Here is a 24211-nt window from a genome sequence, read left to right as displayed (position 1 = left end):
TTTATTGAATAATCTTTAATTAACTCATCTTTCTGCTTTACTTTTTCTTCATCACTTAAAGCCTCGTCTTTTTCAAGATTGGCAATCTCAACACCAATATCTGGTAAAATAAAGAAGCTGCTGTCTTCTCCATCTTTTGTGATAAGATCAAGACCTCTTTCAGTAAGCTCGATGCTATTATGTTTCTCGTCAATAGTGAAATACAATGGCTCATCAGCCTCAGGCATCATTTTCTGATTGTCCTGTAAATAGTAGTTCTCAGTTTTTTGAAGTATCTGACGAGTACCTGTTTCACTTAAATATTTAATCAAAGGCTTGTGCTTCGGCAAACCTCTGTAAGCTCTGAATAGTGCAAGTCCACCATCTTTCTCATCTTTCTCACCAATTTGTTTCTTGGCATCAATAAGGTATTGCTGTACTACTTTCTTTTGTGCTTCAACAAGACGGGCTATTCTTGGTTTTAAATCGTAAAACTCATGCTCGTCACCTCTCGGTACAGGACCAGAGATGATTAATGGTGTTCTAGCTTCATCAATTAATACTGAGTCAACCTCATCGATCATGGCGAAATGGTGCTTTGGCTGTACCAGGTCACCAATCTCACGCGACATGTTGTCACGCAAATAATCAAAGCCGAATTCGTTATTTGTACCGTATGTAATATCGCAATTGTAGGCTTGTTTTCTTCCATCTGAATTTGGCTCGTACCTATCAATACAATCAATAGTTAACTCGTGAAATTCGAAGATTGGGGCCATCCACTGGCTATCTCTTTTGGCCAGGTAGTCATTAACTGTAACAACGTGAACGCCACGTTTTGCCAAAGCATTAAGGAAAGCAGGAAGTGTTGCAACCAAAGTTTTACCCTCACCAGTAGCCATCTCAGCAATTTTTCCCTGATGTAGTACGATACCGCCAATTAACTGCTCATCATAATGGAGCATGTCCCATTTTACCTCAGTGCCAGCGGCCAACCATGTGTTATGCCAATAAGCCACCTCTCCATCTATTTCAACATTGGATTTTTGAGAGGCGATGGTTTTGTCATGAAGTGTTGCTGTTACCTTTAGTTTTTCATTGTCTTTGAATCTGCGCGCAGTTTCTTTAACAATGGCGAAGGCTCGAGGAAGTACCTTCATCAGTACGTCTTCAAGTTCTTTGTTACGCTTTTCTTCCAGCTTGTCAATCTCATTGAAAATATCTTCTTTTTCATTGATTCCAAGATCTGGATTATCTTCAACTTGCTGATGCAATGCTGCAATTTCGTCATCTATTGACTTAAGGTATTCGTCTATCTCAGCTCGTACACTCCTGGTTTTTCCTCTTAACTCTTCATCAGTGATAGTGCTGAGTTTTGCATATTCGCTGTTAATCTCCCCCACAATCGGCATAATAGCTTTAATGTCCTTATCAGACTTTGTGCCGAATACTTTCGCAATAAATTTTAACATAACAGTTAGCTTTTTCTATATTTTAAGGCCTTAAAGTTAAGGTCTTTTTTTATAATTATTTAGATTTCAATCAATATCAATAGTGCCAGAAAAAACCTCTTTAGCAGGCCCTATAAGATAGATTTCAGTAAATTCAGAAGTGTTATTTTTTTCAAACTCTACACTTAAGTTTCCACCTTTTGTAGAAACATTGATAGGACTTACTAATCCTTTTTCAGTTGATGCTAAGGCTGAGGCAGTTACCCCAGTACCACAGGATAAAGTCTCATTTTCTACACCTCTTTCATAAGTGCGGACAAAAATGGAGTTATCATCCTTTACTTCAACAAAGTTGACATTGATACCTTTGGCTTTAAATGTATCGTTATACCTAATTGACTTTCCAGCTTCTACAACATCGCAATTATTTACCTCGTTTGTAAACACCATCAAATGCGGTGAGCCAGTATCAACAAATGTACCATCAGCCAAATGACTGACATTTTGTACGTTGTTCATTTTAAGACGCACTTCTTTATTAGGCAATATTTGTGCTTCATGAAGCCCATCATATGCTAAAAAAGTGGTTTCATTGTCAAGCAGGCCTAATTTATGTGCAAAGTTAACAGCACATCGACTACCATTTCCACAAAGACTTTGACTGCCATCCGGGTTGAAGAATACCATTTCGAAGTCAGATGTGTCATGTTTTTGAATTAGAATTAGTCCATCTGAACCTATTCCAAATTTTCTATCGCATAACTGCTGAGCAAGCGCTACAGTGGGTTTTACAACTTCATCTCTATTATCAATTAGGATAAAGTCGTTTCCTGTGGCTTGGTATTTATAAAATGGTATTGATGTCATTGCTTTAAAACAAATAAGTCCCGTACAATGTCGGGACTTAATGAATATCAAATTAATTAATTATTATTTCAATTCTTCAAAATCGACATATTCACCGCCCTTGAAATCACTCTTGGACTTTTTAGACCCATCTTTGGGCATATAGTCAACTTTAACATTACCTCCAGAAGGTTGACGTTGCGTATGTGATTGATTTGTATTTCTGTTTACCGCAGATCCTCCCAGGATTACTCTAAAGAAAAATCCAAGACCTTTGATAAACACATATCCTACAATAAAAACTATTAAAAGGAACTTGAGCATAATAATCTTTTTGTACTATAAACTTATCTACTTAAGTATAGGTTGCGTTCAGAGTAAATTTTCATAAAATAATCATCCATTAAATCATCAATGAAATAAATGGCCTCCCCAGTAGATTTCATCTCAGGTCCTAATTCTTTATTTACATTAGGGAATTTATTGAATGAGAATACTGGCTCTTTTATCGCATATCCCGATTTTACAGGATTGAATTTAAAGTCTTTTACTTTCTTCTCTCCAAGCATCACCTTAACCGCATAGTTTACATAAGGCTCCTGATATGCTTTGCATATAAATGGTACCGTTCTGGATGCTCTCGGGTTAGCCTCAATAATGTAAACCTTGTCATCCTTAATCGCAAATTGAATATTGATTAAGCCTACAGTTCTAAGCGCTAATGCAATTTTCTTTGTGTAGGTTTCAATTTGTTTCACAATGAGGTCACCCAAATTGTAGGGAGGAAGTACCGCATATGAGTCTCCTGAGTGGATACCCGCTGGCTCTATGTGTTGCATGATTCCAATGATGTAAACATCTTCACCATCGCAAATGGCATCCGCTTCAGCTTCAATGGCTCCATCAAGGAAATGATCTAAAAGAACTTTGTTGCCAGGTATCTTCTTAAGTATATCAATAATGTGTGATTCAAGCTCTTGCTCATTAATCACAATTTTCATGCTTTGTCCGCCAAGAACATATGAAGGCCTAACCAGTAATGGGAACCCAATGTCTTTTGATAGCTCTATGGCAGTTTCAGCATCTTCAGCTACACCAAACTGTGGGTAAGGGATATCGTTATCTTTCAATAGTGAAGAAAAACTTCCTCTATCCTCAGCAAGATCCAGTGCATCGTATGATGTACCTAATATTTTAATACCATTTTTTTCTAGCTTTTCTGCAAGTTTAAGTGCCGTTTGGCCACCTAACTGAACAATTACACCTTCAGGTTTCTCAAGCAGAATGATCTCATAAATATGTTCCCAGAAAACAGGCTCAAAATATAATTTATCGGCAACGTCAAAATCTGTAGATACCGTTTCCGGGTTACAGTTGATCATGATGGTTTCATAACCACATTCTTTTGCGGCAAGGATACCGTGCACGCAAGAGTAATCGAACTCTATACCCTGCCCAATTCTATTTGGACCAGAACCAAGAACAATAATTTTCTTTTTATCTGATACTATTGATTCGTTCTCCGTATCAAATGCAGAATAGTAGTAAGGAGTTTTAGCTTCAAACTCAGCAGCACACGTATCAACAAGTTTATAAACCCTATTAATTCCAAGCTCTTTACGCTTATTAAAAACTTCACTTTCCCAGCAATCCATTAAATGGCCAAGTTGACGATCTGCGTAACCTTTTTCCTTCGCAGTTCTAAGTAGATCTGCTGGAATAGTATCTATTTTAAACTTCTCGATTTCATTCTCAAGAAGAATCAATTCTTCAATTTGAGTTAAGAACCATTTATCAATCTTTGTCAGATTTTGAATGGTCTTAAACGGTATGCCTAGTTTGAAGGCATCATAAATATGAAACAACCTGTCCCAGCTTGGGTGCTCTAAAGAGTATAATATTTCAGCTTGCTTAGTAAGTTCCTTACCGTCAGCACCAAGTCCGTTTCTTTTGATTTCTAAAGACTGACAAGCTTTTTGCAATGCCTCCTGGAAGTTTCTTCCAATCCCCATTACCTCACCAACAGACTTCATTTGAAGACCTAATTTTCTGTCAGATCCTTCGAATTTATCAAAATTCCATCTAGGGATTTTTACAATAACATAGTCAAGTGCAGGCTCGAAGAATGCAGAGGTTGTACCTGTAATTGCATTGTCCAGCTCGTGAAGGTTATATCCAATTGCAAGTTTAGCTGCTATTTTAGCAATAGGATAACCCGTTGCTTTTGACGCTAGTGCAGATGATCTTGATACCCTTGGGTTAATCTCGATTCCGATGATTTCATCAGTCTGTGGATTAACAGAGAATTGCACATTACAGCCACCTGCAAACATCCCGATGGCGTTCATCATTCTTTTTGCCAGATTACGCATTTCCTGATAAACTGTATCGGGTAATGTCATGGCAGGAGCTACTGTGATAGAATCTCCAGTATGAACCCCCATTGGGTCAAAGTTCTCAATTGAACATATGATTATGATGTTACCGAGATTATCTCTCAACAACTCAAGCTCATATTCTTTCCATCCCAAAATACTTTGTTCAACAAGTACCTCATGGATTGGTGAAGTTTGAAGTCCGTGATTTAGGGCTTTATCAAACTCTTCTGCGGTATGAACAAAACCGCCACCCGAACCTCCAAGCGTGTATGATGGTCTAATTACAAGAGGGAAACCAATTTCTTGGGCTATTTCTTTTCCTTTGAGAAAAGAAGTAGCAGTGTCACCTTTACAGACATTGACCCCAATCTCAATCATTTTGAGTCTGAACTTCTCCCTATCTTCTGTGGTGTCAATGGCGGCTATATCGACACCAATGATCTTAACTCCGAATTGATCCCAAATACCAGCTTTATCACAATCAATAGCAAGATTAAGTGCAGTTTGCCCACCCATGGTTGGCAATACAGCATCTATGTTATGCTTTTGAAGGATTTCTTTGATGGACCCTTTGGTCAAAGGTTTCAAATAAACATGATCCGCGGTAACGGGATCTGTCATGATTGTTGCTGGATTGGAATTGATAAGGATTACTTCAATTCCTTCTTCTCTTAACGACCTTGCGGCTTGTGAACCAGCATAGTCAAACTCGCAAGCTTGACCAATAACTATTGGTCCGCTTCCAATGATTAGTATAGAACGGATACTACGATCTCTCGGCATGAATTAGTGGTTGAAAAACGATGAATAAATGACTTGTGCTCAAATTGGCACAAAGGTATATCATAACCAATGAGAATCAAAGTAATGAAAAGAGTTATGAATATGATGAACCAAAATATCTTTTAATAGATATTTAATAGGCTACATATTTAAATATCTAAGAAAGAGATTCATTCCGAATCTGAGATTATTTTCTTAACCTTTTGGCGGTCAGTTGAGGCATCAATCATCTTGAGCCAACTAACCTGCTCACCTGATTTAATTGATTCATAAAAATAGGATTCTTCAACTACTACGAGCTTACACTTTCCTAGTTCATAACGTAGTACATCCACTAAGTCACCGACAACCAGTGGATTGTCGTCAATATCAGTAAGCTGAGGGAGTTTGTCTTTTTTGTTTTTTTTGAAAAGGCCGAACATCATTGATTTTAAATACCAAGACAATTATAATAAAAAATATTGCTTTTCAGTATTCTATTAAGGTCTTCTTAGCAATGAGCTAATAACATTTAAGACTAGGGATGGTTTCGTTTTCGTTACTACTACTTTTTATTCGATGTTCCTTAATCGAGTTGTTCCTGAAGATATGGTGATTTAGCTTTTCGAAAATTTTCTCCTGAACATATCCGAAACAGGCGAAGGTCACCGATAACAAAATTAGGCTTGTGAGCTTATAGTGTTTCCTGTAGAAATGCATAACACTTAAAGATACGGCCTCTTTATTTACCTGTTTTGGGAATAAGACAGAAGTATAATTTTGAGGGCTAAATAGATATTATTTAAAGACGAATGACAGTTTAATTTTGCCCTTCAAAAACAATATCAAACTCTACTCTTCTATTTTGTGCCCTTCCTTCAGCAGTTGCATTATCAGCCACTGGCTTGGTTTCTCCATAACCGATAGCGTCTAGCCTGGCATCCTCAATGCCATGATCAATCAAATACTTTTTAGTAGCCTGAGCTCTTTTGTGAGATAGTATCAGGTTGGTGTCGTCATTGCCTTGATCATCCGTATGACCTGAGATTCTGAGCATGTAATCTTTGTTATTGATCATCACCTCTACTACCTTATCTAAAATAGGATATGAGGTTGGTCGGATGATATCACTGGCAGTTTCAAATTCTATCCCTTTTAAGGCTTCTCTTAAAACTTCTCTTGTCGCCTCGGTAATCTCCGGGCAACCATTATTTTCAGCAACACCAGCCAGCCTTGGGCAATCATCATATTTATCAATAATTGAGTCACCATCTGTGTCAGGGCAACCTTTGGTAGCAGCAGACCCAGCCAAGTTGGGGCATTCATCATCTTCATCTAAAATACCATCATCATCACTGTCATTTTCAATAGGAGGAGTCCAGTTGGTTGATAGAATTTTCATTACAATTCTATCATTTATATCAGTATTGGGCTTAAAGCCTATGCGTTCTGAATTTATGAAAGGCAAGGTATTGCCATAAGCCTTGGCAACTAATCTGTTTGGGTGAATGCCCTTGTCTACAAAGTATTGAATTACAGCCTTGGCCCTTCCTTCTGATAAAATCAGATTTTCGGTGGCTGTTCTTTTTTGAGCTGTATGACCCGCAATCTCAACTTTTAGTTTAGGATTATCTTGTAGTATTTTGGTAAATCGATCTAATTCTAAAAAGGCATCCTGTGCAAATGTAGTGTCACTGGCTTCAAAAAAGATGTTATGAATATCTACCTGTTGACCTTCTTCGATAGGTACTAATGCTAAATCACTTTCAAATTCTGCATATTCGGTGACATTAGACATGTCTCTGTACTGCACTACTCCTATGAAGCCTGATTTTACAGCCAGGTATTCATAGATGGTTCCCCTTGGTAGCACTATTTTATAATCTCCACGGCCTGCACTTGACTCTGCTGACCCCTCTTGTTTTCTTACCGGAAGATTTATAAAGGAGATTTCTGCAGCTTCAGGGCCTTTTGTTTTTTTATTATAAACGGTGCCTGAGATTAATAATACAGGGTCTGGTCTGAAGCGATAAGGTAGTGTTACTCTGAATATATCTTTAGAGTTTTCAATGGCCGTTTTTGTGGAAACAAAATAGGCGAAATTGCCGGAGGCTGGTATGCTGTAATAACCTTCAAATTCATCGGAGTTTACTTCTGGCCCAAGATTTACTGGCTTTGACCATTTCTGCCAGGTGTCATCCATTCTTTTTGAATAATAAATATCACTGCTCCCTTCACCTTTAAAGCCCATTGACGCAAAGAATAATGTTTTATCATCTGCTGCCAGGAAAGGTGAAAATTCAGCTTCAGTAGTATTTATGTCAACTCCTAAATTTAAAGGTGTGGACCAATGTGTTTCATCGATTTTGGTACTCACATATAAATCCTGATCGCCCATGCCATCTTCACGTTCAACTGCCATTAGCAGGTGCTGACCGTTATTTGACATATAGTAGTCAACAAAGTCATTATCATTGTAAAAATCATCAATAGAAACCTTTTTAGGATAACCCCATTGGTTGCCACTTTTTCTACTTATAGAAGCTCCGCTAGTCACCGAGCCATTGGGCTCATAAGCATTGATAACCAATAATGAATTTCCGTCAAGACCCACCGAGTTCACTCCGTTGGGGTGTTTGTCATTTAAAGGGAAACCGATATTTACACCTGTCGACCAACTGCCGTCTGTGAAAAGCGAATAGTAAATGTCCTGATCATCTTTCTCTCCTTTAAAATTATCCGGGTAATTCTGTCTGGCGAAATATAGGATTTTACCATCTGGCGATATGATAGGCTTAGACTCATTGTATACCGTATTGATATTAGGACCAAGATTTTCCTTGATTATTTCCTGCCCCAAACACGGTAATGCAATAACAACAAGTAAAAGACTAAAATATCTAAGCATAAAATGATTGATTAATTATTCTGGCTTGCAAACTTCTCTACTTCTTCCCAAACTCGGAAAACATTTTTACTGCATATTTTTTCAATATCTGCATCAGTATAGCCTCTTTTCAACAGTTCAAATATCAGATTTGGAAATGCAGACACATCTTTAAGGCCAATAGGCAGCGAATCTCCCACGCCATCATAGTCTGAACCAAATCCTACATGGTCTATTCCAGCTATTTCAACTACATGATCAATATGATCTGCCACCTTTTTAACATCCGTGAATAATGGATTTTCAGCAGTATATCGTTGTACATAGTTATAAGAAGCAGTATCAGTTGGGTCTTTTTCATAGGCATCTACATAGTCACGGATGTGTGTCGAAACTTCTCTGGACTTAGCATCAAGAAATGTAGATCCAAAGTTGATTTGAATAACACCACCTTTTTCAGCCAGGAGTTTGATCATATCATCTGACATATTTCTTTCAAAACCGGGAGTGAAGTGCCTGCAAGAAGAGTGAGATGCAATAGCAGGAACTTTCGATAATTCCATTACTTGATAGAATGTGCTATCAGATACATGAGAGATATCGACCATAATACCAACGCGGTTCATTTCTTCAACAACCGATTTGCCAAACTCACTTAAGCCGTTGTGAATTCTTTCTGAATCGTAAGAAGAATCACAAATGAGATTACACTTTGAGTGGGTTAAGGTTATATAGCTAATACCTCTTTCCTTAAAATATGCTACGTTATCTATATTGTCACCAATAGGGGCACCATTTTCCATGCCCATTGGCAGTGAAATAATGCCCGCTTCAAAATGAGTTCTCACTTCAGAAGCTGATTTAGCTACAGCAAATTTGTCAGGAAACTTCTCAGCTATACTTTCAACCATATTGATTAAAGTATCAGCAAGTTCTTTAGCACCACCAGTTTTTTGTAAGCTAGCCGGAATGTAGATTGACATAAATGGAGCATTAAGACCTCCTTCTACAGCTCTTTTAAAATCGAAATCCCCTTTTTCAACACTGAGTATTTCGTCACTATCAGTTTCAATGTCAAAACCACTTTCTTTTAATCTGTATGGTAAATCCACATGACCGTCTGTGATTATAAATTTTTGAGCCAAGCTATCAGCTTTAGCCATTAACTGTTCATCCGTTAATTCTTTTTCAACTGTCTGTTCAGTTGGTTTAGGTTGACAGGCAACAATTATAACGGCAAGTAGAAAGCTAATTTTTTTCATATTGATGGATGGTTAAAGATTAGTTTGGAAAGATATATAAATTTGACCTCTTTAAAAACCTGATAAATGTCCGAATTACCACAGTTTACAGTTCAGCAGCTTGCTCTTAGAAATGGGCAGGACAGAGAAGAGGTATGGGTGGCATATAAAAGTTTGATTTATGATGTTAGTAAATCTAAGCTTTGGAGGGATGGTAAACACTATGAACATTGGGCAGGTCAGGATTTAACTGAAGAGTTGGCGGATGCTCCGCACAATGAAAATGTATTTGATAAATTTAAAGCCATAGGAAGGCTAATTTAATCTATGATATTAATAGCAGATAGCGGGAGTACTAAAACAGATTGGCGTCATATTAAAAGTGATGGCAGTATTGTCCAGTACAAAACAGAAGGGTTGAATCCATATTATGAGAGTGAGGAAAAAATAGCAACAATACTCAAAGATTCACTCGGCCCCCAGGTAAGTGATGAGGTGGATGAAATTTATTTTTATGGAGCAGGCTGTTCATCAGATGACAACAGAAATGCAATAAAGAACGGGTTGAAAAAACTATTTGCTAAATCTCAGATTGAGATCAATCATGATCTGTTAGGGGCGGCTCGATCTTTATGTGGTACCGAGCCAGGCATTGTCTGCATATTAGGTACTGGATCTAATTCTTGTTTGTATAATGGGATAGATATTGTTGATAATGTACCTTCTCTAGGTTTTATACTTGGAGATGAGGGTAGTGGAGCATGGTTGGGTAAACGGCTTTTGAATGAATATTTTAGCAAATCGATGCCCGCTGATGCGCAAGCTAAGTTTGAAACTAGTTTTTCTTTGAGCAGAGAAGAGGTGCTTTCTAAGGTTTATCAGAGTCATATGCCAAGCCGGTATTTAGCCGCTTATTCAAAGTTTATTTTTGAGAACATCAATGACCCTTATTTTTATGGAATTGTGAAAGAAGGCTTTGAGTTGTTTTACAGAAAGACTGTGATGAACTATGAAAACTTTGAAAAAGTTACTGTTCACTTTACAGGCTCTGTAGCCTATCATTACGCTAATATTTTGAGAAAAGTAGCTACTGATTTGAACATTCATCTTAAAAATATTGTAGAAAGCCCGATAGCTGGACTAACCTTATTTCATCAGAATAGTATAAGAAAAAATGAAAACAACTGAAACACCTTCCAATTATGATGGTCTTGAGGGGATGTCCGTTCGTGATCTTTTGGTTAATATAAATAATGAAGACAGCACTGTTCCAAAAGCGGTAATGCGCGCTATGCCACAGATTGAGGCGTTAGTGCCTGAAATTGTAAAGCAGCTAAAAAAAGGCGGCAGACTTTTCTATATAGGTGCCGGTACAAGTGGCAGACTAGGTGTTTTAGATGCTTCTGAAATACCACCGACATTTGGTATGGCACATGGCGTGGTAATTGGGCTTATTGCAGGTGGAGATAGTGCTATTAGAAAGGCGGTAGAGTTTGCCGAAGACGATACTGAACAAGCCTGGAAAGATATGCTAGAACACCAGATCAACCATAAAGATGTGGTAATAGGCCTGGCAGCTTCTGGGTCAACACCGTATGTGATAGGTGGAGTTAATAAAGCTAAAGAACAAGGTCTAATTACCGGATGTATTACCTGCAATAGAGATTCTGATTTAGCCAAAGCCGTCACTTTTCCTATCGAGGTGGTGGTTGGTCCTGAATTTGTGACTGGAAGCACAAGAATGAAATCAGGAACCGCTCAGAAATTAGTTCTTAATATGATTTCAACTGCTAGTATGATCCAGCTGGGAAGAGTGAAAGGAAATAAGATGGTGGATATGCAGCTTAGTAATAATAAGCTGGTAGATCGTGGAGCCCGTATGTTGATGGAGGAATTATGCATTGGCAGAGAAGAAGCTGAAGAGTTGCTGAAAAAGCATGGATCTGTAAGACAAGTGATTGAATACATTCGCAATAATGCACGAGATTGAACCATATTATAATTGGTTAAACATCTACAATCCTGCCGAAGATAATCGTTCACCATACTTTGGCAAGGAGTACAATTATGACCTGTACACGGAAACTATTTACGGGTATTACATAGACCCGGCATGGGATTATATTGGTTCTGAAACCCTTTACATTAAAATTCTTTATGCTGACTATGAACTTGGTTATGTAATTATTGAATTTATAGGAGAATGGAATGATGCAATTAACAATGACATTATGAACCTGAAAAGAAACATCATTGATCATTTGTTGTTGCAGGGGATAAGCAAATTCATTTTGGTTGGAGAAAGTGTTTTTAATTTTCATGGTTCTGATGATTCTTATTATGAAGAGTGGTTTGAAGATGTAGAGGATACGGATAATTATTCGACTCCTGGGTGGATAGCGGCTGTTAATTTCGCGGATTTTGTGGCTCAAGAGTTTATGAACTTTAACATTGACAGTTATTTGAATATGGGGGGTACACTAAATATTTCTAATTGGCGAACTATGAGACCGAAACAATTTTGCGCAATGGTGGATAATCTAATTGTAAAACGGTTAAATTGACAGTTCTTAAAAATTCTATTTATGAAAATTAACAAGCATTTACTTCAGATTCTGTTTCTTCTATCACTGTCCATATTTGCATCATCATGTAAAGATGATGACGGAGAAGCTACGCCAGTCGTTGCGATTGATCGCTTAGATGAGGGTGATAGGCTATTTGGAAGAGGAGTAAATGAGCTCAAAGGCCTTGTGGCATTGAGTGGGTCTGATGAGCTAAATGAGGTGGCTGAATTGTTTCAATATGACGTGACGCATTATAAAGTCACATATAAAACTACCTATTTGGGTAATGAAATTATAGCTTCTGGTCTTGTCACTTTCCCAGAAACAACAGAAGCGTTACCAATGATTAGTTTCCAAAATGGAACTATAGCCAGCAATGCAGAGGCCCCTACGGTCAATACACAAACATTTTTAACACTGAGCGGTGTAGCCAGTGCAGGCTATATATTTGTTATCCCTGACTTTATCGGGTTTGGAGCTTCCAGTGATTTGATTTCTCCTTATCACAATGCAGAATATGCCGGCAGAGCAGTAGTTGATCTAATGAGAGCTGCCAGAGAGCTTGCTTCTCAAGAAGGATATAATTTCAATGGTGAGGCATTCCTGTCAGGATATTCTGAAGGAGGGTATGCTACATTGGCGGCACATAAAATGATGGAAGAGGAGAATCCGGAAGGTTTTGAATTGATAGCATCAGCACCTTCTTCAGGAGGGTATGATGTAAAAGGTTTTCAGGAATACTTCTTTAGTTTAGATACATTTGACAACCCATTTTATTTGGCTTTCGTAGCACTATCATACCAATCTGTTTATGGTTATGATGATCCATTGTCAGACCTTTTTCAGGAACCATATGCAAGTGCAATTCCAGGTCTTTTTGATGGTTCAAAAAGCGGAAGCCAGATCAACGCTCAATTAACAACCAGTATTCCAGACCTTTTACAGCCGGATATACTGGTTAATCTTGATACTGACCCTAAGTATTCAGATTTTGTAGATGCACTTAATGATAATACCATTACCAATTGGATTCCGGTAGCGCCAATATATATGTATCATGGAACCGCAGATATTACTGTTCCATATCAAAATTCCGTTGATTCTTATAATCAGTTACTTGCTGCTGGTGCATCACCAAGTAATATTACGTTTACTGATTTACCAGGAGCAAATCACGGTTCTGGTTTTCTGCCTTACCTGGTAGAGGCTGTTAACCTTTTTGAGCGCTTAAAATAATTGGCTAAACCAATTCAACCAGTGCTGTTCTGGAGATAAGGTATTTTCTGCCAGTAGAAACTTCCTGACAAACAAAGCGCGTTCTTCTGAGGCTTTCCTTTTTAAAAGCCCTCGCACCTAGTTTAAATGTGGCACCCACAGCCACATCAGAAAGAAATGTGCTGTCATTTTCCTCATAAGCATTAAGTGCCTTCATCAAATGATGATCATTACAAGAAGAGGCCTTTGGGTTCTTGATGTAGTTAGCCAATTTCCTTAAGACATCATCTGGAAAAACTGCAGTACTTAACATTGGAAGAGTGATGTTTTTAAAATTGCTCTTCCACTCAGTGCCATGTGGCAATACCTTTCTACCAAACTGCTTGTAAGTAATTAGATGAGCTACCTCGTGCAGGTAAGTAATAAGAAATGAATAGGTATTAAGATCGTTGTTGACTGTTATTTTATGTGACTTATCCGAGGGATTGTATTTATAATCACCCAGTTTGGTAGCTCTTTTGGCTTTTACCTTAAACATAAACCTGTGTTCTTCCCACAAGTTATAACAGTAATTAACAGATGAAGCAGGCACATGTGCCTCTAAAAGTCTAAATATTTGTGTTTCTGTCAATGAAGTATAAAAAATAGGACATAAAAAAAGGCTTTAACTTGGGAGAACCAAGGTTAAAGCCTCTAAGAAATCTTTGTTGATTACTCTGATACTTCAGTAGAATCAGCAACTTCTTCAACAGCTTCTTCCATTTCTTCAGCAGCTTCTTCAACAGCTTCTTCAGCTTCTTCAGCAGTTTCTTCTACTGCTTCAGTAGTTTCTTCTACTGCTTCTTCAGCTGCAGTTTCTTCTTTAGCTTGGTTTCCACAAGCAACAAATGTTAGAGAAAATCCAACTACTAACAATAATGCTAATAACTTTTTCATATTTTTCACAGGTTTTGGTTTTGTAAGGGGCAAATATAGCTACAAATAAAGTTACAGGTCAAGGGCATGTTATTTTTTTCTAAAAAACAAACGAATTGGAACCCCCTCAAAATCAAAGTGTTTCCTTAGCTTATTCTCCAAATACCGTTCATATGGTGCTTTTATGTACTGTGGTAGGTTACAAAAGAAAGCGAACGTTGGTGTGTGAACAGGTAATTGAGTGATGTACTTTATTTTGATGTATTTACCTTTTAACGCTGGTGGAGGGTTATTCTCAATTTCTGGCAGCATCAATTCGTTAAGTTTAGATGTAGGTATTTTCCTAGTTCTATTTTCATTAACTTCAATAGCTTTTTCAATGGCCTGAAATATTCTTTGCTTCTTAATTACGGATGTAAATATAATAGGCACATAGTCCAACAAGCCCAATTTTGATATTAATTCCTTTTTGAACTTCTCTGCAGTGTTAGTTTCCTTTTCAATCAAATCCCATTTGTTGACCATAATGATCATTCCCTTATTGTATTTTTGAGCAAGCCCAATTATACTCATATCCTGACCTTCCAATCCAAGTGTAGCATCAATTAAAAATATACAGACGTCACTATCCTGTAATGCTTGTATTGAGCGAAGTACACTATAGAATTCTATATCTTCTTTGACCTTACTCTTTTTTCTAATGCCAGCTGTATCAGTAAGGATAAAATCCTTATTGAACATTTTATATCTAGTATTTATGGCATCACGCGTAGTTCCGGCCTCATCAGTAACAATAGTTCTCTCTTTGCCCAATAAGGCATTAAGGAAGGATGATTTACCAACATTTGGTCGGCCCAAGATAGCAATTTTAGGAATCCCTAAATCCGGGTTTTCTATACCTTCGTCAAGATGTTTAACTACTTCATCAAGTAATTCACCAGTCCCTGACCCGGAAGCGGCTGCTATAGGGTAAACTTCTCCCATACCCAATGCATAGAATTCCATAGCCATATGCGACCGCTCTGCTGTGTCTGCTTTATTGGCTACTATAAATACCGGCTTTTTAGAAGAACGTAAAAGGTTAGCAAAATCCTTGTCAAGATCTGTAAGTCCTGCGAATGAATCTACCATAAAAAGAATTACAGTAGCTTCTTCTAAGGCAAGTACAACTTGTTTTCTTATTTCACTTTCAAATTTATCATCTGAACCTGTAACATAACCTCCAGTATCTACTACGGTAAAATATTTACCAACCCACTCACCATGGCCGTAATGTCTGTCTCGTGTGACACCGCTTTCATCATCCATGATTGCTTTTCGTTGCTCAACCAGGCGGTTGAAAAGGGTAGATTTACCTACGTTTGGGCGACCTACTATTGCTACTATATTTGCCATTTTTTTAGCTTCAAGCTATAAGATCTAGACTGCAAGATATAAGTTTAAGCTTACCTCTTGTAGCCTGTGCCTTCTAGCTAATTATTATATCCGAATCTTTTTAAATTAATTTCTTTTTTACGCCAGTTCTCAGCGACCTTCACAAAGGTCTCAAGGTATACTTGCTTACCAAAAAAGCTTTCTATCTCCTGCCGCGCTTCTATGCCTACTTTTTTTAGGGCTTCACCTTTATGACCAATTATAATACCCTTCTGGCTTTTACGCTCCACATAAATAATTCCTCTTATGCGAATAATTTTTTCGTCCTCCTTAAAATCCTCTATTTCTACTTCTGTACTATAAGGTACTTCCTTTTTGTAGTTGGTGAAGATTTTTTCTCTTAGTATTTCTGCTGCAAAAAACTTCTCTGGTTTATCAGTGAGCTGATCTTTTGGAAAGTAGGCAGGGTGCTCCGGTAAATTATTTACAATTCCATTAAACACATTTTCAATATTCATTCCCTCAAGCGCGGAAATGGAAATGTATTCCTGAGCTTGAACGTGCTCTTTCCAATAGGTCATTTTATCTTCTGCCTGAGTGCCTTTGGCCTGATCTATCTTATTAAGAATGAATATCAGCGGTACATTTATTTTTCTCAGTGTGTCAGCGATGTTGTCATCAAAGTTTTCGTAAATATCTGTGACAAAGAGCACCACATCAGCATCTGATAATGATGAATTGACAAACTTCATCATTGATTTATGAAGCGCATACTCCGGTTTTAAGATTCCTGGAGTGTCAGAATATACAATTTGAAAATCTTCACCACTAAGAATACCCATTATCCTATGTCGGGTTGTTTGAGCTTTTGAAGTTATAATAGACAGCCTTTCACCCACCATTTGGTTCATGAGAGTAGATTTACCTACATTGGGTTTGCCTATTATGCTTACGAAGCCGGCCTTATGTTTGGGAGATTCTTTCAAGTTTAAAAATATATTTGGCAAAGGTACTTGATTTTTAAATATGCAACAGCTACTTTTGTAATCCTTTTGAAAATGAGGGGAATGAAAGCGGTAAAAAGTGCTGCTATAAAGAGATAAAAAATACCAAAAATATACCGCGGGGTGGAGCAGTTGGTAGCTCGTTGGGCTCATAACCCAAAGGTCACTGGTTCGAGTCCAGTCCCCGCTACCATCAACCCTTCAAGGAAGCCAAGAGAGGCGGATTTGAAGGGTTTTTTTGTGCCTTCCGTAAACCATCCGTAAACGAGAAATATTCTGAGAAAAGGTGAGGAATGTTGGGCGTAAACAGTGGTAAGAGAGCTTTTTTAGAGTTTAATAATGACAAGAGTCACTTGTTATTTGTGATTGAGAATTCGAGGCAAGTAAATTTCATCTACAGATCCGTCTTCATTCAAACACAATAAGTCGCCTACTATTATTAATATATCTGAAGTGGGAACAATAGGGTTTAATTCAAAATGCCTTCTGTTGTATTCCAACTCTAAATGTAAGTCTGAAATGTATTGAATTTTAAAGGGCATGACAGAGGTGATAAGATCTTCAATACAAAAAAAACGAAGGTGAAGAACTCTATGTACTACAGGTGAAGTTAATGGAAGGTTAAGATTGTGATTTGTATACTTTGGCTACTTGGAAGGTGAAAATATGAGCAAAGTGGCAGGAACTGAAGAAGATCACCAAAGTCAATTGAATAAGAGCCTGTTAGTAGGTATTGGTAGAAAATTCAAAGTAGCTCCATTCTTAGAAATGCAGGCCATCATTACCTACAACTTCCTTTATGATAATGCAGCTGGCGTATTCAATAGCTCTGTTGGTTTTAAGACAGGGTTTATTTTCAAGGAGAATACTATTGTCTTCGCTCTGAATTACGTCATTCCAATGTTTGAACATCATGTAGTAAATCTTTATTATTCGTACTTTTTTAAAAATGTAAGTTACTGTAAGTCAGATGATGCAATGAAATATTTAAATATAATAATTTTATAATTATATGTAATAAATGTATTAAAACAGATCTTTTAATATCTTATTTTTTATTCTTCTTTGTAACTCTTTGTAAATAATCCGGTTTTATGTCAAGTCTGTATGTTACAAGAAGAATAAAGTTTCTTCTTTCTTTAATCGTTACAAGCCTGCTTGCGAATACGTTTGCACAGAGTCAGGATGTAGATGGTCAATTTCCCTCAGTCAATATTGTCTCACCTTCCGCATCTGCAATAGTCAAACATGTTGATTTTCCAGTTAATCAACATACTGGCGTTCCTGAAGTCAATATTCCCATTTATACTGTTCAGGAGGGTCCATTGTCGCTTCCTATAAGTTTATCTTACCATGCATCTGGACTAAAAGTAATGGAGCTTGCAAGTTGGGTAGGCGCAGGCTGGTCTTTAAATGCTGGTGGTGTGGTTTCAAGGACTGTAAAAGGAAAACCTGATGAATACCCTAACTATGATGGCGACTCTTTTTTTACTAACGGAGGCTTCTCTGACTATTTCCTTGATCTTAATGGTAGACCTGATTACAAGTTATTCCTGGATGGAATGAAAGATAGTGAGCCTGATATCTTTACTTTTTCTTGTGGTGGATACAGTGGTAAGTTTTATTTCAGAGAAGATTACACGCCAGTAATAATACCCGAGAGCGATGTTAAAATTGAGGCAATTGTTAAAGAAGAGTTTGGTGCATTTTCATATGACCATATTAAGGGGTTTAAAATGATTACTCCAGCTGGAGTAAAGTATTACTTTGGAGTAACAGATGATCCAGATGATGTTGATCCTGTTGATAAAAGTGGTACAGACGTTATTGGTGGTAGTGCATCTTTTTCACAAGTTTATTCTAGCTGGTATTTAAACAAAATTGAATCTACTGATAGCAAATTTTCAATTGATATTTCCTACAGAGAAGAAAACTATGGTTACTTCACAATCTCATCTCAACCTTGTATGCCCAACTGTGACAATAGTATCAAACTTATTAAAACAGGTATTTCAGGTGTCGCAATAAGCAGAATTGATTTTTCAAATGGATCAGTTGATTTCGTTGCAAATAATCTTAGGCAAGATGTTGGAAGTGAATTTTTAGGAGGATCAGAAGGAGAAAATACAGGTGAGTTCGCGGCTAAGTCTTTAGATGGGATTATAATAAAATCAAATCATAGCAATTACAGTAAGGAGTACAAACTATCATATGGCTACTTTGAAGACAATTCAACTGAGGAACTACCTTACTTACTTGCACAATATAACACTACTCTCGCGCTGGATAGAAAAAGATTAAAATTGATCTCTCTACAAGAATTGGAGTTTGATGAGATGGGTTCACCATCGGTGCAGTCGATTCCTCCTTATAATTTTCATTATTACGATGATGCCTCAGTGCCTAGAAGAATAAGTTTTGCCCAGGATCATTGGGGTTTTTCAAATGGTGCTAAAACTAATGAAGACCTAATGCCCGCTATTCGTTATAACAATTATAATGGAGGCGATAGAGATGCACATTGGCCTGAAATGAGAGCAGGTGCTTTAAAGTACGTTCAATATCCTTCAGGAGGTGGCACCGAGTATATTTATGAACCCAACAGGGTAACTACTATTAACAATTGCACTTTTCAGAAAGAGGGAGCAATATCTGGTACAAGTGCAGGTATGGGTGGTCCTGGCTCGGGCTTTGGTTTAAATTTTGATTTGGAAGTAGAGACCTCAGGTGCTTATTATTTTAAATTCATATCGGAAAGTAGTGGATCGGGAAGGCTATATATTGATAATTCAGTAATAGCCAATATAGGTTCAGGAGAATCAGCCATTGAAGATTTTATTTTTTTAAACACAGGGACTTATAGTTTTAGATGTTATGCCAATGAAGATAGTGGGTCTGGAGTAGGAGTTAGGGTTGAAGTTTATTCGGCATCTGTCTCATGTGATCCGGCACAAGATAAAATGGTTGGAGGGTTAAGAATTAAGCGAATCAATAAGTTCGGCACAATGGATTCACCACCTTTATCCATGAGTTATGAATATGGTAGTGGTAATTTATATAGTATACCAGCATATATTTTTAAGATTAAAAATGATTTCTTAAGATCTGGTTTTTTAAACGGAACAGAAGAAGGCTGTTCTATTATGGGAGGTGGAAATAATAATGTGCAAACTTTTATATCACCTGTTAGCAGTCAACCTCTTCAAACTATTCAAGGTTATCATATCGGATATAATCAAGTTACAGAACGTCAGGCTGATGGAGGCTATATTATCAGTGAGTTCAAAGGGCATCTTAATTTGCCACCAGATTGGTATACACTGGAAGATGTATGTGTAAGAGATGTTGATTCCAGTATATGTAGCTTTAAAGACCCTCAATATCCTGTAGCTCCCCTGGCATATGACTTTGAACGCGGTAATTTGAAATCTAAACGCATTTTTGCCAGCGGTGGTGAAAAGCTGAAAGAGATCTTTTACTCAGAAGAGTATGAAGAAAATACTCTTGGAGTTTTCGGTGTTAAAATTAGCGCATATGTGCATTCCTTTGATAATGAGACACACGCTGTTGCTTTACCTACTCATTATGATGTCAGGTCAGGTAAACTCAACTGGTCTAAGCAAATTGAAAAGACCTATGATAATGAAGGGAACTCAATAGACATTGAATCAATAACTACTTATGGATCGAGTTATCATCATATGCCTTCTCAAATTGCCCAAACCTCTCAAAATGATGTGATTGAGACATTCAATATATATGTACCTGATTTAACAGAATGTAATTATGAATGCCCCTCTTGTGCTGCTGACTTTATTGCTCAGGAGCAGGTATTAAAAGATCAGTACTTAGTGAAAGATGAAAATTGCAAAATTGGTGGGTGCAATGAGGAGTTTTTAGGCTGGGACTATGATCAAAATCCTTGTACGTACTTGGATTGGTGTAGAAGAGCTTCATGGATTGATTATCAGTACAGAGTAAATGAGCTCAGGGTTGCTTATACTAACTGTATTCGCGCTTGTAAGGAAAATAATAACTGCCTGTCAGATGGACTTAGTAATAGCCCAAATGAGAATGTGGCGACTCTTTATCAAATGGAACAAAACAACCAATTGAGCAAAATTGAAGTGAGCTCTTGGAGAGATGATGTTTTTCAATCGAGCAGTCTTTTAGAATATAACAGAGACATTTCAGAGCCAGCTAATGTCTATTTAAAAAATGTTTATACAACCGAGGCTACTGATCCAGGTAGCAGCTTTTCTCCTGTTGATATAGTTTCTGGAGCTATTCAAAGGGATGATAAATACAACAATTACCCTACAAAGTCCTTCCTATTCAGTAATGGGCAACCTGTTGAAATAAAAGATAGGAATGGAATTGTAACCTCCTACTTATGGGGCTATAACAATAGCGTACCTATAATAAAGGCCCAGGGTGCTGAATACTCAGTGTTGGAAGCCGCCTACAATAATTCTCCGATCGATGTGCGTCAGGAAAGCAGTTTGTCTGATGCTCAGATTACCAGCTATACTTATGACCCTGTGTTAGGAATGACTTCTATGACGGATGCAAACGGCAGGGTTACAAAATTTGAGTATGACAAACTGGGACGTTTATTATTGATTAGAGATCATGATGATAAAATCATTGAGCAGTATGAGTATCACTATCAACTTGATTAAAAAAATGAAGGATATTTTAAAGATTATAAAACTGCCAATTAATCGTCTTGATATGAAATGGGTAAAGTATATACTCCTCGTGCTGTTTATCAAGTTTCTAACCATTGATGCTTTTCCTCAATGTGTTGGAGAAACAACATTGATTTCTCAACTGCCAATTAATAAAGGATGCAGTGGGGGCCCAGGAGGCACTATGAACTGGCAGGGGACAGTTGGTGGTACAATTCATCCTGAAGTAGTATCTAATACTAATGAAGTTACATGGACATCAGCTGGTACATTTACATTATATCGAACTTCTCCTTGTGAAACGCTATATGCAACTTATACAATTTCTGCAGCTCCTATCGCCCCTAGCACTAATCAATTATCTTATACAAATAATTGCGGTCAAGCAACTTTATCATATTCAGGTTCTGTGTACCACACTTATTGGCAGACATATGCTGAAGGAACAGATCTTACATATAGGCATACACGGTCGGTTTCTTCTTCAGGCACCTACTATGCGAGGATTAAAGGTACAAATGGTTGTTGGAGTTCAGCTGTCCCTAAAACTGTGACAATGCCACCCTCATTCAATGAGGGTAGTTTAACCCAGACATATAATATTGAAGGTTGTGAAAGTGATCCCTTTCCTAATACCATTACCGCAAGTGCAGCAATTGGAACGGGTATTGAATATCAATGGTATAGAGGTTCAAGTCCAATAGTTGGTGCAACTAGTCAGAATTTGGATCTTGATACCTATGGAAGTAACGGTACCATTAAACGCAAAGTAAGAGATAATTGTAATGACTGGACTGAAAGTGATGGGTATGTGCAAATTTTGAGTGCAACTTTAAATCCCGGTTCCATTTCAACTAATGCAACACATTACTGTTATGGAGTCGGTGTTAGTGTTGGTGGAGATCCCGCTGGAATCTCGGGTTATCCAGTTAATAGTACAATAACATATGGATGGCAATTGAAACGAGATGATAATGTTAGCATAACCCTAGAATATCAACCATCCTTTACAACCCTAGATATTCCTGCAAGCAAGCTTTCTCCTGGTAGATCTTATACAATTACAAGAATAGCATATTTAACTGGGGCATGTACTTCTACCAAATCCGTTTCAACTACCTTCAATGTTAGAGATGAAGTTCCAGTGGGTTCAATTTCTGAGGCTTCTGGCTGCGGTTCGGTTGTTTTAAATCATAGCGGTACAGGTACCATTTATTGGCAAGCAAATGGGGACGTTAGTTCAAAATATGAGGGAGAATCTGGTTCCAAAACAGTATATTCAACTGGAGGGTATTGGTATAGAGTAAAGGACGCTAATGGGTGTTGGAGCAGCCCGGTACAATACAATGTTAGCTCCATCCCAAGTACTCCGGTTGCAGGTAATTTAACAATAGGCGATAATGTGACAACAGAGCGTTCCTTTTATGTAAGCGTAGACAAGTATCTATATCTATCAGGTGAAAATGGAACTATTGATAGTTATAAATTCAGAGAAAACGGAGGGCCAATTCAATCTACTTCTAATAGTCATATTCAATTTTCGAATCCTACATCTTCAAGCATAGAAAGAGAGTATTGGGCAGTGGTACAAAAAAATGGATGTACAGAAAACTCTAATTCTGTGATTATTACTATTGAGCCACTTCCAGCACCAACAGAAACTGTATGTGTGGGTGAAAAAGTAAACTATTATTTAGGGTCTCGCTACAATTGTGGAACTGGAAGTGCTGTTGAAATTGTAAGTAGTACTGGAGGTTATGGGGGCAATATTAGTGATATTTCTGGGGAAAATTTTAGCGTTACCTGGACTTCTCCTGGAATTTATTCTTTCAAAAGAGATGTGCCCTATGAAATAGGTTGTCCTCCATATGACGTAAGAGGAACAAATTACATACAGGTTTTTGCCAACCCACAATCTATTCCACCAACCCCTGAAATAATCTCCACCTGTGGGACTTCCATTGTGCTGGGTTATTCTGGTGCTCCTCCTGCCGGTGAAGTATGGGTGTGGAATGCTGAGAATACAAATGATTTTGAATCCACTATTGATGCCACCATAACGGTTAACGCTCCAAATGGATATTATTTAGTAGCCAGAAGTGCAGATGGTGGGAATTGTATGGGGAATCAGGGGCAGTTGAAGACTATTGATTATAAAGACTTTAGTATAAGTTCCCTTCCAATAATAGATATGCAATGTGGTGCAGCTAACCAGTCGGTATTTTTATCTACAGATGATGAAACTGATAGGTGGTACCTGACAGAGACTTCAACAGTTCCCTTAGCAGGGTCAAATGTAGTTGAAACAGATTTAACATATAAAACACTTTTCGTTGAGCGAAACGAAGGAATATGTTCATTTCGTTCAGCTTATGTGATAGATGCAACAGCTGGTTTAAAGTGCTCTGAGTATTTGAATTCTGTAAAAACTTTCAGGCCACAGGAAGCTATAAATAGTATTACCGTTAGCACTTCTTCTATCGATAATATCGGATATTTCGATGGCATAGGCAGAGGAGCTCAGAATATTAGTATTGGAGCTTCTCGTGATGGCAATGATATCGTTCAACCTATCATTTATGACCTTGATGGTAGGGAAAGTACTAAGTTTTTACCTTTTGTATCAGAAGAAAATGTAGAGCAATTTAAATACAATACTGTATCATCATCTGGTAACTATGAAGGCTCAAAACAGCATTTGTTTTACAATGAAGTGAACAGTGAGGTTACAAGAGATAGCAAGCCTTATGCAGTCACTGTGTTCGAACCATCACCATTAAACAGAGTCCTCGAGCAAGGCTCACCTGGCGAGGCCTGGCAGCCGGGAGGAGGGGCTACTGTGCGGTATGAATATTTGACCAATGAGTTAGGGGATAAGGTAAATAATTGGGAGATAAATAC

At 37.7% G+C, this 24211-nt stretch carries 18 protein-coding genes, 1 tRNA gene and 1 pseudogene; 9 read left to right on the top strand and 11 right to left on the bottom strand.

The window, feature by feature from the left end:
- The 7 genes and pseudogenes from secA to E1140_RS13245 all read right to left on the bottom strand — a co-directional run.
- Window positions 1-1451 (bottom strand): annotated as a pseudogene (gene secA / locus E1140_RS13275) (preprotein translocase subunit SecA); the annotation flags it as partial.
- Between the two features lie 66 nt (window positions 1452-1517).
- Window positions 1518-2297, bottom strand: coding sequence for a diaminopimelate epimerase (dapF, locus tag E1140_RS13270; protein WP_155184519.1), 780 nt, complete (start codon window positions 2295-2297; stop codon window positions 1518-1520).
- Window positions 2298-2360: 63 nt separating this feature from the next.
- A complete protein-coding gene (locus tag E1140_RS13265; RefSeq protein ID WP_155184516.1) occupies window positions 2361-2600 on the bottom strand; it encodes a DUF4834 domain-containing protein in 240 nt (79 codons plus the stop codon).
- A gap of 23 nt (window positions 2601-2623) precedes the next feature.
- Window positions 2624-5437 carry a carbamoyl-phosphate synthase large subunit gene (gene carB / locus E1140_RS13260; RefSeq protein WP_155184513.1) on the bottom strand — a complete coding sequence of 938 codons (2814 nt, stop codon included), beginning with the start codon at window positions 5435-5437 and terminating at the stop codon, window positions 2624-2626.
- A gap of 170 nt (window positions 5438-5607) precedes the next feature.
- Complete coding sequence (locus tag E1140_RS13255; RefSeq protein ID WP_246202928.1) at window positions 5608-5862, bottom strand: hypothetical protein; 255 nt, start codon at window positions 5860-5862, stop codon at window positions 5608-5610.
- A gap of 374 nt (window positions 5863-6236) precedes the next feature.
- The gene (locus E1140_RS13250; RefSeq protein WP_155184510.1) at window positions 6237-8324 is read right to left on the bottom strand and encodes an OmpA family protein; all 2088 of its coding nucleotides are present in this window, start codon (window positions 8322-8324) and stop codon (window positions 6237-6239) included.
- An 11-nt stretch (window positions 8325-8335) separates the two neighbouring features.
- Window positions 8336-9565 carry a dipeptidase gene (locus tag E1140_RS13245; protein WP_155184507.1) on the bottom strand — a complete coding sequence of 410 codons (1230 nt, stop codon included), beginning with the start codon at window positions 9563-9565 and terminating at the stop codon, window positions 8336-8338.
- Between the two features lie 66 nt (window positions 9566-9631).
- Here E1140_RS13245 and E1140_RS13240 point away from each other — a divergent pair, with 66 nt between their 5' ends.
- From E1140_RS13240 to E1140_RS13220, 5 genes are read left to right on the top strand one after another with little or no spacing between them, the layout of a single operon-like run.
- Window positions 9632-9868: a cytochrome b5 domain-containing protein gene (locus tag E1140_RS13240; protein ID WP_155184504.1), complete on the top strand. Its 237-nt coding sequence runs from the start codon at window positions 9632-9634 to the stop codon at window positions 9866-9868.
- A gap of 3 nt (window positions 9869-9871) precedes the next feature.
- Window positions 9872-10732: a BadF/BadG/BcrA/BcrD ATPase family protein gene (locus tag E1140_RS13235; protein ID WP_155184502.1), complete on the top strand. Its 861-nt coding sequence runs from the start codon at window positions 9872-9874 to the stop codon at window positions 10730-10732.
- Window positions 10719-11534, top strand: coding sequence for an N-acetylmuramic acid 6-phosphate etherase (gene murQ, locus E1140_RS13230; protein ID WP_155184498.1), 816 nt, complete (start codon window positions 10719-10721; stop codon window positions 11532-11534). Before E1140_RS13235 ends, murQ begins: the two co-directional genes overlap by 14 nt.
- Window positions 11521-12108 carry a hypothetical protein gene (locus E1140_RS13225; protein ID WP_155184495.1) on the top strand — a complete coding sequence of 196 codons (588 nt, stop codon included), beginning with the start codon at window positions 11521-11523 and terminating at the stop codon, window positions 12106-12108. The genes murQ and E1140_RS13225 overlap by 14 nt, the downstream gene beginning before the upstream one ends.
- Window positions 12109-12129: 21 nt before the next feature.
- Window positions 12130-13347, top strand: coding sequence for an alpha/beta hydrolase family protein (locus tag E1140_RS13220; RefSeq protein ID WP_155184492.1), 1218 nt, complete (start codon window positions 12130-12132; stop codon window positions 13345-13347).
- Between the two features lie 4 nt (window positions 13348-13351).
- On the opposite strand, the gene E1140_RS13215 is transcribed toward E1140_RS13220, so the two are convergent.
- The 4 genes from E1140_RS13215 to era all read right to left on the bottom strand — a co-directional run bounded on the left by E1140_RS13215 (window position 13352) and on the right by era (window position 16601).
- Window positions 13352-13918 carry a SprT-like domain-containing protein gene (locus E1140_RS13215; protein WP_484494447.1) on the bottom strand — a complete coding sequence of 189 codons (567 nt, stop codon included), beginning with the start codon at window positions 13916-13918 and terminating at the stop codon, window positions 13352-13354.
- 119 nt (window positions 13919-14037) lie between these two features.
- Entirely contained in the window at window positions 14038-14262 is a 225-nt protein-coding gene (locus E1140_RS13210; protein ID WP_155184487.1) for a hypothetical protein, read from the bottom strand.
- Between the two features lie 69 nt (window positions 14263-14331).
- Entirely contained in the window at window positions 14332-15636 is a 1305-nt protein-coding gene (gene der / locus E1140_RS13205; RefSeq protein ID WP_155184484.1) for a ribosome biogenesis GTPase Der, read from the bottom strand.
- 77 nt (window positions 15637-15713) lie between these two features.
- On the bottom strand, window positions 15714-16601 hold the full coding sequence (gene era, locus E1140_RS13200; RefSeq protein ID WP_185153576.1) for a GTPase Era: 888 nt from the start codon (window positions 16599-16601) through the stop codon (window positions 15714-15716).
- Between the two features lie 135 nt (window positions 16602-16736).
- On the opposite strand from era, the gene E1140_RS13195 reads away from it, so the two are divergent.
- From E1140_RS13195 to E1140_RS13180, 4 genes are all read left to right on the top strand, one after another.
- Window positions 16737-16812 (top strand) — tRNA-Met (locus E1140_RS13195).
- Between the two features lie 473 nt (window positions 16813-17285).
- Window positions 17286-17627: a hypothetical protein gene (locus E1140_RS13190; RefSeq protein WP_155184479.1), complete on the top strand. Its 342-nt coding sequence runs from the start codon at window positions 17286-17288 to the stop codon at window positions 17625-17627.
- A gap of 86 nt (window positions 17628-17713) precedes the next feature.
- Complete coding sequence (locus E1140_RS13185) at window positions 17714-21301, top strand: RHS repeat domain-containing protein (protein WP_155184476.1); 3588 nt, start codon at window positions 17714-17716, stop codon at window positions 21299-21301.
- Window positions 21302-21305: 4 nt separating this feature from the next.
- Window positions 21306-24211 (top strand): DUF6443 domain-containing protein (locus E1140_RS13180; protein ID WP_221412691.1); only part of this gene is annotated, 2906 nt, incomplete at its 3' end.

Source organism: Fulvivirga lutimaris, assembly GCF_009711525.1.
Taxonomy (GTDB): Bacteria; Bacteroidota; Bacteroidia; order Cytophagales; family Cyclobacteriaceae; genus Fulvivirga; species Fulvivirga lutimaris.
This window is presented reverse-complemented; position numbering and strand designations above follow the sequence as displayed.

Excerpts from the sequence above, each read along its gene's own strand:
- dapF (WP_155184519.1), bottom strand. The coding sequence starts at position 2,297 with ATGACATCAATACCATTTTATAAATACCAAGCCACAGGAAACGACTTT.
- E1140_RS13265 (WP_155184516.1), bottom strand. The coding sequence starts at position 2,600 with ATGCTCAAGTTCCTTTTAATAGTTTTTATTGTAGGATATGTGTTTATC.
- carB (WP_155184513.1), bottom strand. The coding sequence starts at position 5,437 with ATGCCGAGAGATCGTAGTATCCGTTCTATACTAATCATTGGAAGCGGA.
- E1140_RS13255 (WP_246202928.1), bottom strand. The coding sequence starts at position 5,862 with ATGATGTTCGGCCTTTTCAAAAAAAACAAAAAAGACAAACTCCCTCAG.
- E1140_RS13250 (WP_155184510.1), bottom strand. The coding sequence starts at position 8,324 with ATGCTTAGATATTTTAGTCTTTTACTTGTTGTTATTGCATTACCGTGT.
- E1140_RS13245 (WP_155184507.1), bottom strand. The coding sequence starts at position 9,565 with ATGAAAAAAATTAGCTTTCTACTTGCCGTTATAATTGTTGCCTGTCAA.
- E1140_RS13240 (WP_155184504.1), top strand. The coding sequence starts at position 9,632 with ATGTCCGAATTACCACAGTTTACAGTTCAGCAGCTTGCTCTTAGAAAT.
- E1140_RS13235 (WP_155184502.1), top strand. The coding sequence starts at position 9,872 with ATGATATTAATAGCAGATAGCGGGAGTACTAAAACAGATTGGCGTCAT.
- murQ (WP_155184498.1), top strand. The coding sequence starts at position 10,719 with ATGAAAACAACTGAAACACCTTCCAATTATGATGGTCTTGAGGGGATG.
- E1140_RS13225 (WP_155184495.1), top strand. The coding sequence starts at position 11,521 with ATGCACGAGATTGAACCATATTATAATTGGTTAAACATCTACAATCCT.
- E1140_RS13220 (WP_155184492.1), top strand. The coding sequence starts at position 12,130 with ATGAAAATTAACAAGCATTTACTTCAGATTCTGTTTCTTCTATCACTG.
- E1140_RS13210 (WP_155184487.1), bottom strand. The coding sequence starts at position 14,262 with ATGAAAAAGTTATTAGCATTATTGTTAGTAGTTGGATTTTCTCTAACA.
- der (WP_155184484.1), bottom strand. The coding sequence starts at position 15,636 with ATGGCAAATATAGTAGCAATAGTAGGTCGCCCAAACGTAGGTAAATCT.
- E1140_RS13190 (WP_155184479.1), top strand. The coding sequence starts at position 17,286 with ATGAGCAAAGTGGCAGGAACTGAAGAAGATCACCAAAGTCAATTGAAT.
- E1140_RS13185 (WP_155184476.1), top strand. The coding sequence starts at position 17,714 with ATGTCAAGTCTGTATGTTACAAGAAGAATAAAGTTTCTTCTTTCTTTA.